The organism is Pseudomonas sp. F220 (assembly GCF_057813935.1).
In genome coordinates, this window is record NZ_JBVASJ010000031.1 from 1 (window position 1) to 13,420 (window position 13,420).

General features: G+C 56.8%; 12 protein-coding genes and 1 rRNA gene. 8 read left to right on the forward strand and 5 right to left on the reverse strand.

Annotated features, from left to right (window positions below; genetic code table 11):
* Positions 1-74 (forward strand): 5S ribosomal RNA (gene rrf / locus ACZYSM_RS22005); the annotation flags it as partial.
* Between the two features lie 143 nt (positions 75-217).
* Here the strand turns inward: rrf and ACZYSM_RS22010 are convergent.
* Together ACZYSM_RS22010 and ACZYSM_RS22015 are read right to left on the reverse strand one after the other, a co-directional pair.
* The gene (locus tag ACZYSM_RS22010; protein ID WP_489074546.1) at positions 218-595 is read right to left on the reverse strand and encodes a cupin domain-containing protein; all 378 of its coding nucleotides are present in this window, start codon (positions 593-595) and stop codon (positions 218-220) included.
* A gap of 30 nt (positions 596-625) precedes the next feature.
* Positions 626-2,662 carry an oxidoreductase gene (locus ACZYSM_RS22015; RefSeq protein ID WP_489074548.1) on the reverse strand — a complete coding sequence of 679 codons (2,037 nt, stop codon included), beginning with the start codon at positions 2,660-2,662 and terminating at the stop codon, positions 626-628.
* 136 nt (positions 2,663-2,798) lie between these two features.
* Between ACZYSM_RS22015 and ACZYSM_RS22020 the strand changes: the two genes are divergently transcribed.
* The 7 genes from ACZYSM_RS22020 (at position 2,799) to ACZYSM_RS22050 (ending at position 10,088) form a co-directional block, all read left to right on the forward strand.
* Positions 2,799-3,452 (forward strand): TetR/AcrR family transcriptional regulator, encoded by a 654-nt coding sequence (locus ACZYSM_RS22020; RefSeq protein WP_489074550.1) that lies wholly within the window; start codon positions 2,799-2,801, stop codon positions 3,450-3,452.
* 36 nt (positions 3,453-3,488) lie between these two features.
* Positions 3,489-4,328, forward strand: a complete 840-nt coding sequence (locus ACZYSM_RS22025) for a pyrroline-5-carboxylate reductase family protein (protein ID WP_489074552.1) — start codon at positions 3,489-3,491, stop codon at positions 4,326-4,328.
* 41 nt (positions 4,329-4,369) lie between these two features.
* Positions 4,370-5,371, forward strand: a complete 1,002-nt coding sequence (locus ACZYSM_RS22030; protein WP_489074554.1) for an ABC transporter substrate-binding protein — start codon at positions 4,370-4,372, stop codon at positions 5,369-5,371.
* Positions 5,372-5,522: 151 nt separating this feature from the next.
* The gene (locus tag ACZYSM_RS22035) at positions 5,523-6,386 is read left to right on the forward strand and encodes an ABC transporter permease (protein WP_489074697.1); all 864 of its coding nucleotides are present in this window, start codon (positions 5,523-5,525) and stop codon (positions 6,384-6,386) included.
* Positions 6,376-7,485: a quaternary amine ABC transporter ATP-binding protein gene (locus ACZYSM_RS22040; protein WP_489074556.1), complete on the forward strand. Its 1,110-nt coding sequence runs from the start codon at positions 6,376-6,378 to the stop codon at positions 7,483-7,485. The genes ACZYSM_RS22035 and ACZYSM_RS22040 overlap by 11 nt, the downstream gene beginning before the upstream one ends.
* Before the next feature lie 267 nt (positions 7,486-7,752).
* Complete coding sequence (cls, locus tag ACZYSM_RS22045; protein ID WP_489074558.1) at positions 7,753-9,147, forward strand: cardiolipin synthase; 1,395 nt, start codon at positions 7,753-7,755, stop codon at positions 9,145-9,147.
* A gap of 77 nt (positions 9,148-9,224) precedes the next feature.
* On the forward strand, positions 9,225-10,088 hold the full coding sequence (locus ACZYSM_RS22050) for a hypothetical protein (RefSeq protein ID WP_489074560.1): 864 nt from the start codon (positions 9,225-9,227) through the stop codon (positions 10,086-10,088).
* A 121-nt stretch (positions 10,089-10,209) separates the two neighbouring features.
* Here the strand turns inward: ACZYSM_RS22050 and ACZYSM_RS22055 are convergent, their stop codons facing one another.
* The 3 genes from ACZYSM_RS22055 to ACZYSM_RS22065 all read right to left on the reverse strand — a co-directional run bounded on the left by ACZYSM_RS22055 (position 10,210) and on the right by ACZYSM_RS22065 (position 13,415).
* Positions 10,210-10,938, reverse strand: coding sequence for a Crp/Fnr family transcriptional regulator (locus ACZYSM_RS22055; RefSeq protein ID WP_489074562.1), 729 nt, complete (start codon positions 10,936-10,938; stop codon positions 10,210-10,212).
* An 86-nt stretch (positions 10,939-11,024) separates the two neighbouring features.
* Complete coding sequence (locus ACZYSM_RS22060) at positions 11,025-11,789, reverse strand: alpha/beta hydrolase (protein ID WP_489074564.1); 765 nt, start codon at positions 11,787-11,789, stop codon at positions 11,025-11,027.
* 264 nt (positions 11,790-12,053) lie between these two features.
* A complete protein-coding gene (locus ACZYSM_RS22065) occupies positions 12,054-13,415 on the reverse strand; it encodes a purine-cytosine permease family protein (RefSeq protein ID WP_489074566.1) in 1,362 nt (453 codons plus the stop codon).
* Positions 13,416-13,420 lie beyond the last annotated feature (5 nt).

Below are 13,420 nucleotides of genomic sequence, written 5' to 3' on the forward strand. Positions count from 1 at the left end.
AACTCAGCAGTGAAACGATGCATCGCCGATGGTAGTGTGGGGTTTCCCCATGTGAGAGTAGGTCATCGTCAAGATTAAATTCCGAAACCCCTATCTGCGTATGCAGGTAGGGGTTTTGTTTTGCCTGAAATTCGTAGGAGCAGCCTTGGTTGTGTTTGAGTTCAAGGTCGACACGGGGTGAAAGCAGGCGCGCGCAAGACAGCAGTGCAACCTCTAGTCAGCGGCGGGTATAGATCACCAGCACGATAGCCCCTTGTACAGAGCCCGCACTGTGAGCCGCATCGGGTGCCCGGCAACAATAGTCGCCGACGTTCAGCGTTCGATCCTGATCAAAGAAAGAGCCTTGCAGTACGAAAAGTTGCTCCAGCTCTCCTTCATGGGTGTGGCTGGTGACATGGGCGCCAGGGTCAACTTTCATCAGCAGCGTCTTTTCACCGCGCTCGATGTCTTCGAACAGAGGTTTGATCCAGAAGCCTTCAGCCTCGGTCCGCAGCCAATCATCTGCTGAAGATGAGTGATAGCGAGAACCTTCAATGGGTCCATGAATGCCATTTCCCCCAGTAATTCTGCAGGATGGGATTTCATCTTTTTGCATGGTCTTTCATCACCTAGGCAACGGGTTCGTTTACAAGTCCTTGACCAGTCTCAAGGCGTCGTAGATAGCGGCGTGAGTGTTGCGTGCAGCCACCGCATCGCCAATGCGAAACAGCTGAAATTCGCCTCCCGGGTGGGTCACGATATTCTGCGGGTTACCGACGATCAGGTCCTGATGCTCAACCACGCCGCCATTGCTGGAGGCGGCTTTCAACTCGAAATACAGCTCGTCCAGCGGTCGAGTGCCGTGGTTGACCACCACCTGATCGACGCGTCGGGTCTTGCGCGCACTGCCGTAGTCACTGTCGATGGTCGCCAGCAGATCCTGGCCCTCGCGTTCTACGGCGAGCAGGCGGAAGGTGACGGTAAAGGTTGTATCCAGGGCTTGCAGCGAGCGCATATAGGGCACCAGGTTCATCGCCATGACTTCCGGTGCAAAGGTTCGGTCCGGCGTCATGATTTCGATTTTTGCACCGCTTTTGGCGATGAACTCGGCCGCTTGCAGGCCCGCGTGATCGCCTGCGTCGTCGAATAGCAGGACATTGCGGCCGGGTTTCACATCCCCGGAAATGATGTCCCAGGCCGAGACCACCAGTTCATTCCCAGCAGAGAGAATCTCGGTGTGGGGCAAGCCGCCGGTGGCAATGATCACCACGTCCGGGTGTTCGTCGTGGACGGTGCAGGCCTCAGCCCAGGTATTGAAATGAAAGGTGACGCCCCGAGCCGTGCACTGGGCCATGCGCCAGTCGACGATGCTGATCATTTCCCGCCGCCGTTCAGATTGCGCGGTGAGACGAACCTGCCCGCCAGCTTGGTTGGCGGCTTCGAAAACTACGACCTCATGACCTCGTTCGGCAGCCACTCGCGCGGCTTCGAGCCCGGCAACACCTGCGCCGACGATGACCACTTTGCGTTTGCGGGGGGCCTTGGGAATGTCGTGGGGGATGCTGGTTTCACGGCCTGTGGCCGGGTTGTGGATGCAATAGGCGGCACCGCCTTGGTAGATCCGATCCAGGCAATAGTTGGCACCGACGCAGGGGCGAATATCCTCTTCGCGGCCCTCGATAATCTTGCGCACGATGTGCGGGTCGGTCATGTGCGCGCGGGTCATGCCGACCATGTCAATCTTGCCGGAGGCGATGGCATGGCGGGCGGTGGCCACGTCCGGGATCTTCGCCGCGTGAAAGGTGGGGAAGTCGGTGGCGGCGCGAATCTCTCCGGCGAAGTCCAGGTGAGGTGAGTTGCGCATGCCCTGGATGGGAATCACATCGGTCAGGCCCGCGTCGGTGTCGATATGTCCGCGGATGACGTTGAGAAAGTCCACCATGCCGCTGTCTTTAAGGCGCCGGGAGATGTCCAGACCATCGGCTTGGGTCAGCCCGCCGGGCATTTGCTCGTCGCCGGTATAGCGCACGCCGACGATAAACTCATTGCCGACGCGCTTGCGAATGGCGCTGAGGATATCGAAGGTAAAACGCAGCCGGTTATCAATGGAGCCGCCATACGGCGCATCGAGATCGTTGGTCAGTGGTGACCAGAATTGATCCATCAGGTGCCCGTAGGCCTGCAGCTCGATGCCGTCCAGGCCTGCTGCCTTCATGCGTTCTGCTGCGTCGGCGTAGTCCTTGATGATGCGCTCAATATCCCAGTCTTCCATCTTCTTCGGGAAGGAACGGTGGGATGCCTCGCGCTCGAACGAAGGCGACACCACGGGTAGCCAATCACCCTTGTCCCAGCGCGTACGCCGGCCTAGGTGGGTCAGCTGGATCATTACCGCCGCACCATGTTCATGGCAGGCATCGGTCAGGTCCTTCATCCAGCCAACGACCTCATCCTTGTAGGCCAGGATGTTGTTAAACACCGGCGGGCTGTCACGGGAAACCGCAGCGGACCCTGCGGTCATGGTCAAGGCCACGCCGGCCTTCGCCCGTTCCACGTGGTAGGCGCGATAGAGGTCCTTGGGCATGCCGTCTACGGGATATGCCGGTTCGTGGGCGGTGGTCATGATTCGGTTTCTGAGAGTCAGGTGCTTCAACTGATAGGGCTGGAGGAGCGGATCATTCAGCATCGTCAAGACTCTCCGGAAGAGGGCATCGGGTCAGGGGTGAAATTACGTTAGGGGGAAATGTACACCTGTGTCAATACACTAGACATAGGTGTACATTCTGCTTGCGTGGCTTCTGGCAACCCGCTAGGATCGAGCCATGAACGAACACACCAAAGCAGTAGAAACAGGTTGGAGAGGGTCGCTGGAAGGGTGGCTCGACGCAGCTTATGAAAGCCTGACCGAGTGCGGTGTCGACACGGTGCGGGTGATGCCGCTGGCCAAGAAACTGGGGCTGTCGAGAACCAGCTTCTACTGGTTTTTCAAGGATCGCGAAGAGCTGCTCGCGGCATTGATCGAGCGTTGGCGGGTGAAGAACACCGGTAACCTGATAGCTCAGACCGAGTGTTATGCCGAGAGCATTGCCGAGGCGATGCTCAATGTTTTTGACTGCTGGCTGAACCCGGAGCTGTTCGATTCACAGTTCGAATTTGCCATGCGCAGCTGGGCCTTGCAGTCCGCCGAAGTGGCCGAACATATCCGGGTGGCCGATATTGCCAGGCGCGAGGCACTGATCCGGATGTTCGTGCGTTTTGACTATGCATTCGACGCCGCCGATGTGCGGGCTCGAACGATTTACCTGACACAGATTGGCTATATCAGCACCAACACCCGGGAGGATGTCGGGGAAAGAATGCGACGGATTCCCGAGTACGTGAAGATATTCACCGGCCAGGAGCCCCTGGCCCGTGAGTTGAAACGTTTCTACTCCCGTCATGGCTATGGGGTGGATGAAGCTTCATCAGCTACCTGACTGACCGCGACTTCTGATTAACGAAGGCAGGTTCAAATGTTCAACGAACCCACGATAGGCATTATCGGTGGATCGGGATGGCTCGGCCGCTCGATAGCCCTGGCGATGCTCGACAAGGCATTTATAAAGCCCGGCGCGTTGGTACTTTCGAACCGCTCTGCAAGTAATCTGTTACCGAGCGCAAAGTGGCCGCAAGTGACGGTAACGCGCAACAACCAGGAACTGGTGGAGCGTAGTGATGTGGTCATCGTGTCGGTACGCCCGGAGCAATTTGCCGACGTGGAAATTTTCGCTGAAAACACGCTGGTAATTTCTTTGATGGCCGGCGTGACGTTGAACAGCGTGGCGCAGCACACGGGCAGTCGGCAGGTTATTCGTGCCATGCCCAATGCCGCAGCAGAAATCGGCAAGTCCTACACGCCCTGGTTGGTCACGCAGGAGGTTACCGACGAGCAGAAAGCCTTCGCCCAGAAGCTGTTCGAAACCTTCGGTAGCGCCGATGAAGTCTTCACCGAAAGCCATTTGAACTACCTGACGGCGCTGGTGGGGACGGGGCCAGCTTACCCGGCGTTGCTGGCTCGCAGCATGCTCCAACATGCCTTGAACAGCGGCTTGCCTCCGGCGATTGCCCACCGTGCAGTGAACGCTGTGGTGGTGGATGCCAGTCAGATGATCGGGAATGGACACTCCCTCGACGAACTCTTGCAGACGCTCATCAACTACCAGGGCGTTACTGCAGCAGGCCTTGAAGCCATGATCGCCGGCGGCTTCGATAAAACAATAAAAGCAGGTCTGGATTCGGCGACCTCAGTCGCCTGTTCCATGAGTCCATTTGCCCATTCTGCTGACACGAAAGAAGGTCCAATGACGCGGTAGTTGACCCTTCTTAACTTTGGCCGCAATCGAGGGTAGCGTTTATGAATATAAAGTCTTTCTCGAAGACGGGACTTGCACTGGGGATCGTTGCATTCAGTGGTTGGGTGTCAGCGTCTGAATGTGGCGATGTGACTATCGCCAACATGAACTGGCAATCCGCTGAAGTGATGGCCAACGTCGACAAGCTGATCCTCAACGCAGGCTATGGCTGTAATGCCGATCTGGTGACGGGGGATACCGTTCCGACCATCACCTCGATGGTCGAAAAGGGCCGGCCCGATATCGCACCTGAAGGTTGGATCGACCTGGTTCCTGAGGTCGCCAGGACGGGTATTCAAAGCGGTAACCTCATTCAGGCGGCGCGGTCATTGTCCGATGGCGGCTCTCAAGGCTGGTGGATTCCGAAGTACATCGCCGACGCCCATCCGGACATCAAGAGTTTCGATGATGTGAAGAAGCACCCCGAACTGTTCCCGGCACCTGACGATGCGAAAAAAGGCGCGATCTACAACGGGCCTCAAGGCTGGGGCGGCACAGTGGTGACCAGCCAGTTCTACAAGGCTTACGAGTTCGAGAAAGCCGGTTTTGTTCTGGTGGATACCGGCTCGGCTGCGGCGCTTGATGGCTCCATTGCCAAAGCCTACGAGCGCAAGGCTCCCTGGCTGGGTTTCTACTGGGCACCCACCGCCTTGTTGGGCAAGTATCCGATGGTCAAGCTGGAAAATGGTATCGCCACCGACCCGGTGGAATGGAAACGTTGCAATACGGTCGCTGACTGTCCTGATCCCAAGCCAAATGGCTGGCCGATCGATCGGGTCTTTACCTTGACCACCAAATCTTTCGCCGCTCGCTCGCCGACCGTCATGGCGTATCTGAACAAGCGCGCCTGGTCCAATGAGACGGTGAACCGGCTGATTGCCTGGATGACCGATAACCAGGCAACCGGAGAGGAAGGGGCCAAGTACTTCCTCAAAAACAACGAAGCACTCTGGAGCCAGTGGGTCACCCCCGAAGCGACAGGCAAGATCAAGGCTTCGCTTTAACCCCCGGGATCAATGCAGCCCGCCGCGCCGCGCTGCATTGATCCTTGCGCAGATAAAAATAAAAACACCCATGTATTGAAATGACTGCCAGCGTTCTTACGGTCTTCTACAAAAGGGGAATGTTATGGAGTGGCTGTTAAGCTTTCCACATATGGAGGACGAAAGGCTTCGGGCTTTGAAAAAGTCTATCGATGGTGCCTTTCGACACTTCACCAGCACCTATGGCGACAGCTTCGAAGCGTTCTTCCAGCCGTTGCAATATTTCCTCAATCAGTCCGAACGGTTCATGACCACGACGCCATGGCCGATCATCATTTTGCTCGTCGCCTTGATTGCCTGGTTTGCCAGCCGCAGCTGGAATATTGTGTTGGGTTGCGTGTTGACGCTGATGGCGATCGGTTACCTGGATATGTGGACCGACACGATGAAGACCCTGTCGATGATCTTCGTCTGCACGGTGATATCCATCGTCGTCGGCTTGCCGACCGGAATTGCCATGGCTCGCTCCAATCGTCTGCGAAACCTGATCAGCCCTGTGCTGGACGTGATGCAGACCCTGCCGAGTTTTGTCTACCTGATCCCGGTGGTGATGTTGCTGGGGATTGGTAAGGTGGCGGGACTGATTGCGGTGGTGGTCTACGCCTTGCCGCCGATGATCCGGCTGACCAATCTCGGTATTCGCCACGTCGATGCCGAGATGCTTGAAGCCGCCGATGCCTTTGGTTCCTCCGGCTGGCAGAAACTGAAAAACGTCCAGTTGCCCCTGGCTTTGCCATCGATCATGGCCGGGATCAATCAGACCATCATGATGGCGTTGGCCATGGTGGTGATCGCCTCGATGATCGGCGTCCAAGGACTGGGGCAGCCGGTGCTCAAGGCCATTTCCAACCAGTACTTTACCTTGGGCATGTTCAACGGTTTGGCCATCGTCGGTATCGCGGTGATCTTTGATCGGGTCAGCCAGGCCTATGGCAGAAGACTGCAAAAGCATTTGGAGATGGTTCATGGCCACTAGCCCGTCCAACGATTTCGGCATCGAAATCAGGCATCTCTACAAGATTTTCGGTTACCAGGCCCATGCCAGTATCGAACGGGTCAAGCAGGGCATCAGCAAAGCCGAGCTACTGCGCACTCACAGTCATGTACTGGGTTTGAAGGACATCAACATCAGCATGCCGTCCGGGGGCATTCAGGTCATCATGGGCCTTTCCGGTTCGGGGAAATCGACGTTGATACGCCATATCAACCGATTGATCGAACCCACTGCCGGCGAAGTCATAGTGGGCGGCGTGGACGTGTTGAAGATGAGCCCGCACGATCTGCGAGAGTTCCGCCGACATAAAATTTCCATGGTGTTTCAGAAGTTCGCGCTGCTGCCCAACCGGACCGTGCTCGACAATGCGGTGTATGGGTTGGAGATCCAGGGACTGCCCCGTGGCAGGCAAGTGGAGGTGGCCATGGGCTGGCTTGCGCGGGTAGGGCTCAAAGGCTTCGAAGATCACTACCCAAATCAGCTTTCCGGAGGCATGCAGCAGCGGGTTGGCCTGGCGCGTGCGCTGGCCAGCGATGCGCCGATCCTGTTGATGGACGAGGCGTTCTCTGCACTCGATCCGTTGATCCGTATGGATATGCAGTCGGTGCTCCTGGATCTGCAAAAAGAGATCAAGAAAACCATCGTCTTCATTACCCACGATCTCGATGAAGCGCTGCGCATCGGTGATCAAATAGCCATCCTGCGTGACGGTGAAGTCGTGCAACAAGGCACTCGGCAGGAAATTGTCATGAGCCCCGCCGACGATTACATTGCCAACTTCGTCAAGGAAGTGAACCGGGGTAGGGTGATCAGCGTCGAGGCGATCATGCGGCCGTTTGTTCGGGTGAAGGCCGGAGCAACGCTGACAGTGCCGATGGGGACGTCACTCGAGTCGGCGGTCAAACGACTGGTCGAGGCAGGGCTTGAAGAACTGGTGGTCACCAACAGCCAGGGGCAGCCTGTGGGGCAGTTAGCGTTAAAGTCCATTATTGCGACGATGGTCACTTCGACGGTGAGTGAGGAGTCGCAAGTGGTTCAGGGCGAATTACCCGAGTGTCTTGTTCTTCCGGATTGCCGCTGAGACTGATACTGGCGTAAGCGTCCGGCAACGTCATCTAGCTGTGTTTCTGATCGAGCGGCCGGTACGTACGCCACCACACCCTAGGCTGATTCGCTGCACATGCTTACGTCCCGGCAAACGAAGTGCTGCTCGAACGGATCATTCATTTCAGATGATGCTTGAAGTACGAAAACTGGAAAGTGTTCCGTTAAGGGTGGTATCGCACCGACGCCGTCTTCATGCACTGCCATGATTGCGGTATCCCCTCCAGCCTCAGGAGGATGCTCAATGGGCGTGCTTTCAAGGTGGAATCTGGTGCGAGCCTCGGCAGCGCTGAGTCTGACACTGCTCATGGCCTGTAGTTCGTTGCCGACCATTGTGCCCGACATGGCGTATAGCAACCCGGCACCGGTGCAAATCGACGGTACCCATGGGCCGCTGTCGGCCGAGCGCAGCAAGGCGATTCTTGATCGTCTCAAGGCCGGCGGTGTACAGACGAACATCTTCGATCTGCATCTGGCTATTGAGGCGTCTATCGTCGGCAGCCCCCTGACGGAAGGCAATAAGGTCGAGCTGTTACAGAACGGGCCGAGCACCTACCAGTCGATGATCGCTGCGATCGCCAGCGCGCGTGACCATATCAATATCGAGACCTATATTCTCGAGGACGACGAAGTGGGTCAGCGCTTTGTCGCGGCGCTGATTGCCAAGCAGGCGGATGGCGTGCAGGTCAATCTGATCCGTGACAGCGTCGGTACACTCAATACTCCCTCCGGTTTCTTTACTCGCCTTACCGCCGCGGGCATCAAGGTGGTGGAATTCAATCCGATCAATCCAGCGACCGCCAAGGCCGGCTGGGAAGTCAACCAGCGGGACCACCGCAAACTAATGATCGTCGATGGGCGCATTGCCTTCCTCGGTGGCATCAATATCAGTAGCGTTTATTCGAGCGGATCGTTTAACCAGAGCTCAAAAACCAGTTCCAACGGCAAGTTGCCTTGGCGCGACACCGACCTTCGACTGGAAGGGCCGGCCGTTGCTGAGCTGCAAAAGTTATTTATCGAGACATGGGAAAAACAGAAAGGCGAACAACTCGCGCCACGCAAGTACTTCCCTACGATTCAACGCAAAGGTCATGAGGTGGTTCGCGCCATTGGTAGTTCGCCTGACGAACCCTACAGCCAAATCTACGCCACGCTTATTTCGGCGCTACGCAGTGCACAAACCGAAATCTGGCTGACCAATGCCTACTTCGTGCCCGATCCACAGCTACTGACGGAGCTAAAGAACGCGGTGGCGCGAGGTGTTGATGTGAAATTGGTGCTTCCCAGCAGTACTGATTCCTGGCTGGTATTTCACGCCGGCCACAGGCACTACGCCGAGCTGCTGAAGGCCGGCGTCAAGCTTTACGAGCGCCGCGACGCCTTTCTGCATGTCAAAACCGCAGTGATTGATGGCGTGTGGTCCACTGTCGGTTCGACCAACCTGGACTGGCGCAGTTTTCTGCACAACCAAGAGGTCAACGTCGTGGTACTGGGCCCCGAATTCGGTGAGAAAATGCGGGCAGCGTTCCTCGCGGACCTGTCGAAATCCAACGAAATTACGCTTGAGAAGTGGCAGCGTCGGCCCCTTGATGTTAGAGCCAAGGAGCTGTTCGCTCACCTCTGGGAGTACTGGTTGTGATTCATACACACGTGATATCCCAAAGCCCCGGGAGCTGGACCACGATCAGGTTCTACAGATGTACCCAGCTGTTTTGGATGGTCTTGCTTTGTGCGCTGGTCGGCGTACCGCTGGTACATGCACAGGATGGGCAAGCGCTTAAGGCGCGCTACGTCGCCTTGCATGAACAGTTGATCAGCAACGCGTTCCAACGCCCGCTCTACCTCGAATCAAGTGAAAATTCAGACAGCCTGAGAGGCGACATCTATGCGTTGGTCGAACGACCCTTTTCGGTGGTCAGCCCGGCATTGCAGGGCATCGACCACTGGTGTGACATCCTGATCCTGCACCTGAACGTAAAGAGTTGTCGCTCCTCATCCAACGGCGACACGTTGAGCGTCAACATTGGACGCAAGTTCGATCAGCCGGCGGCTGATGCCTACCAGTTCGACTTTCTCTATAAGGTAGTGGTGGCCGGACCCGACTATCAGCAGATTACGCTGAGCGCCGCGCAAGGACCGTTTGGAACGAGTCATTACCGTGTAGAGCTCGAAGTGGTGATGCTCGATCCCCAACACAGCTTCCTTCATCTGTCGTATTCATATGGCTATGGCTTTGCGGCCCGCATGGCCATGCAGGGCTATCTGGCAACGACGGGTCGCAACAAGGTAGGTTTCAGTGTCGTTGGCAAAAAGGTCGATGGACAGCCAGCCTATATTGGCGGCATGCGCGGTATCGTAGAGCGCAATGCGATGCGCTACTACCTGGCAATCGAAGCCTACCTGGGGGCGCTGTCGACGCCTGCGCCTGCGCAGCTCGAAAAACGCCTGAACGATTGGTTCGCCGGGATTGAGCGTTATCCGCTGCAGCTGCATGAGATGGAGCGAAGCGAGTATCTCAGCATGAAACGTCTGGAGGTTCAGCGCCAGCAAGCTGCCAGCGCTGCATCTGAGGTGAAATAGGTGCTCTGGCTATTCAACACGACAATAGTTTCGTGTGCATTGCCGTACAGATTCCTCCAGGCATTTGCGCCTATTGGGTGGCATGCAGATCGCTGATCTCCCTACCTGCAACGGGACTCGCTCAGCTGACAACGCGCTGAGGAATGTAAGGCAGCAAGCGCTCGGTTTCTTTCCTGACCACGGAGTAACACTCGCAACTAAGCCCTTCAAGTTTGGCTCGGTCCAATACCGTAATATGCCCACGGCTGTACTCGATCACGCCGAGTTTCTGCAACTTGCCGGCCGCATCGGTAACGCCTTCGCGGCGCACGCCAAGCATGTTTGCTATCAGCTCCTGGGTCATGGTGAGTTGATTGCTCGGCAGACGGTCGAGGGAATGCAAGAGCCAGCGGCACAACTGTTGATCAATCGAGTGGTGACGGTTGCAGACCGCCGTCTGGGCCATTTGTGTAATCAGGGCCTGGGTGTAGCGCAACATTAGCTGCAGCATATCGCCGTGGCGGTTGAATTCGTCCTTGAGTCGCTGTCCCAGTAACCGGTAGGCGTGGCCGGCGCTCTGCACGACTGCCCGGCTCGGAGTGCTTTCGCCGCCCATGAACACGGCGACGCCAATGAGCCCTTCATTGCCGACGACCGAAATTTCCGCCGATGAGCCATTTTCCATTACGTAAAGCAGCGACACGATGGAGTCGGCCGGAAAAAAGACGTGCCGCAGGGCATCCCCGGACTCGTACAAGACCTTGCCAAGCGGCAGTGACACCCGTTCGAGGTGAGGGAACAGGCGACTCTGAACTTCGGCCGGCAAAGCTGCCAGCAGATGGTTTTGCCGGGGGGAAGGCGCCTCGGACATGTGGGCCACCTTTTAGGTGAACGTGACAGAAGTGGTCTGGGTAAAGAATAGCTCAGCAGTTGCTGAGTTCTAGCGCAACAGGTCGATTACAACCCGCTTCCGAGCAGTTTCAAGTAGTGAGGGCTTTGCGATATTGAGTTGTGGCCAGTGTCCGGAATGACCTTGAGCGAGGCCACGCCAGCAGGGAAGTGCGCATAGAGTTTCTCGGTATTTGAACGCGGTACGATTTCGTCGTGTTCAGCCGCGATCAACAGCGTGGGGACAGTGATGCGAGAGGCGTACTTCCACGATTCAAACTTGTCCTTTAACAGCCACCTCACTGGGAAAAAGGGCATTTTTATGGCCGCGAGGTCTTCCAGGCTGCTGTACGGCGTAATCAGGATCAGGCGCGATGTCGGCCGCTGGCTTGCAAGATGAATGGCGATACCCGTACCCAAACTACGTCCCACAATCACCGTATTGGGGTGGTCGGCGTGGACCATGTCAAACAAGGCAAGAGCATCGCGTTGGAGGGCCTCCTCGGAGGGGGATCCGGAGCTTCCACCAAAACCTCTGTAGTTAAGCAGGTAGATCGCCTGATTCGGGAAGGCCTGCGAAAAGCCGGGCAGGTTCAGCGAGACATCCTCGGCATTGCCTCCAAAGTAGATAAGCGCATCCGGACCGTCGTGGGGCCTGGCTGAAACCAGCACGTGGGCGTCGGCTACAGGTAGCTTGAGAATCGTTGCTGGGATACTCATGGTGCGAGGTTGCGGAAAGTAGATGAGGGCACGCTGAAACACGAACAAGGCGGCACAGAGCCCAAAGTACGAGGCTACAACCAATGCAAGGAGCCATACGACGGTTCGCGGCATGCGACTGACTTCTTTCAGGGGGGACTCTGCGAGGTATAACACAAGGTGGAAGGCTGGCGCAGGCAGGCAGCGCAAGTGTAGCTATCTTTGAGCCGCCAGGAATTTTGTTACTTCACAGGACATAGGACGCAGAATGCCGGCCGTTGGTTTCCTGGGCATGAGTTGCATCCCGAGAGGGGATAATTCCGTCAAAACCCGCCCCTGAATATCCTCCAGGAGCGGGTGATTTTGTTTTGACCTTCGATCAAGTTCTGCGCAGGGTCTTTATGACAGTTCACTGACCCTTGAAACCTGCTTGCCGAGTCTCATCAGCCAGTAGTAACTGAGGGCCGGCACCACCAGTCCGACGACCCAGGCCAGGTCGATACCACCCAGCTGCGTGGCCAATGGGCCGACGTAAAGGGTGGTGTTCATGAAGGGGATCTCCACCCCAATGGCGACGATGAAACTGGCGCAGGCGATCCAGTTGACGCGGCCGTAGATGCCATTCATGTCGAAGATATCGTCAATCCGGTATTCACCTTTGCGCAGCCAGTAGAAGTCGACCAGATTGATCGCCGTCCAGGGGATCAGGAAGTAGCTCATGAAGAAAATGAAGTTGAGGAAGAAGGCAATGAAGTTATCCTGACTGATGGTGCATAACGCTGTGGCCACCAGACTGATGATCAACATGAACACGCCTCTGACCCGTGGTGTGACGCGCAGACGGGCGAAGGGTTCGATTACCGTGATGGTCGACATGAACGCACCATACAGGTTGAAAACGTTGATCGACACCTGGCCATAGACGATAAACGCGAACAACAGCAGGGCGACCGGGCCGAACAATCCGGCGACATGACCGCCGACATTACTGGCGAAATCCGGAATGGCCACGCTGAGGATAGCGCCAAGGATCATCATCCACGCACCGCCGCTGACCGTTCCGGCGTAGCTGTACCAGAACACTTGGGGCATAGACGTCTTGCTCGGCAAGTAGCGTGAGTAGTCCGCGACATACGGGGCATAGGACAGTTGCCAGGTCACGGCAATGCTCACCGCCATCAGGAATTTTGCCAGTGAGAAGTCCGTTGCAGCCCATTGTCCCGCGGCAATCGGCAGACTCAACGCGAGCAGTGTGGCGGCGATGAACACCAGCAACGAGAGGATCGACAGCAACTTTTGCAGCCGATGGATCAGCCGGTAGCCATACAGCGCCACCACGAAGCACAAAGCGCCGATCAGAAAGATGTTGGCGTTGCTGCCCAACGGACTGACGGTCTCCAGGGCCTGGGCTGCCAGCAAGGTATTGCTGACGAAGAACCCGAGGTAGATCAGCATGACGAACAGCAATGGCAGGATCGCACCGATCACCCCGAACTGCGCGCGGCTCTGGATCATCTGCGGGATACCCAATTTGGGTCCCTGAGCCGAGTGCGAGGCCATGAAAATCGCACCCAGCAGCGAGCCCAGAATGATCGCCAGCGCACTCCAGAACAGATTCAGCCCAATCACCACCGGCAACACGCCAGAGGCGATTGTGGTGATGTTCATGTTGGCGCCGAACCAGATGAAAAACAGTGAGCCGGGTTTACCGTAGCGCTCGGACTCTGGAATGAAATCGATGCTTCTTTTTTCGATGCTCATGGCAG

Bases quoted from the DNA above. Each gene is read 5' to 3' on its own strand.
- ACZYSM_RS22010 (WP_489074546.1), bottom strand. From the start codon at position 595: ATGCAAAAAGATGAAATCCCATCCTGCAGAATTACTGGGGGAAATGGC.
- ACZYSM_RS22015 (WP_489074548.1), bottom strand. From the start codon at position 2,662: ATGCTGAATGATCCGCTCCTCCAGCCCTATCAGTTGAAGCACCTGACT.
- ACZYSM_RS22020 (WP_489074550.1), top strand. From the start codon at position 2,799: ATGAACGAACACACCAAAGCAGTAGAAACAGGTTGGAGAGGGTCGCTG.
- ACZYSM_RS22025 (WP_489074552.1), top strand. From the start codon at position 3,489: ATGTTCAACGAACCCACGATAGGCATTATCGGTGGATCGGGATGGCTC.
- ACZYSM_RS22030 (WP_489074554.1), top strand. From the start codon at position 4,370: ATGAATATAAAGTCTTTCTCGAAGACGGGACTTGCACTGGGGATCGTT.
- ACZYSM_RS22035 (WP_489074697.1), top strand. From the start codon at position 5,523: ATGGAGGACGAAAGGCTTCGGGCTTTGAAAAAGTCTATCGATGGTGCC.
- ACZYSM_RS22040 (WP_489074556.1), top strand. From the start codon at position 6,376: ATGGCCACTAGCCCGTCCAACGATTTCGGCATCGAAATCAGGCATCTC.
- cls (WP_489074558.1), top strand. From the start codon at position 7,753: ATGGGCGTGCTTTCAAGGTGGAATCTGGTGCGAGCCTCGGCAGCGCTG.
- ACZYSM_RS22050 (WP_489074560.1), top strand. From the start codon at position 9,225: ATGGTCTTGCTTTGTGCGCTGGTCGGCGTACCGCTGGTACATGCACAG.
- ACZYSM_RS22055 (WP_489074562.1), bottom strand. From the start codon at position 10,938: ATGTCCGAGGCGCCTTCCCCCCGGCAAAACCATCTGCTGGCAGCTTTG.
- ACZYSM_RS22060 (WP_489074564.1), bottom strand. From the start codon at position 11,789: ATGCCGCGAACCGTCGTATGGCTCCTTGCATTGGTTGTAGCCTCGTAC.
- ACZYSM_RS22065 (WP_489074566.1), bottom strand. From the start codon at position 13,415: ATGAGCATCGAAAAAAGAAGCATCGATTTCATTCCAGAGTCCGAGCGC.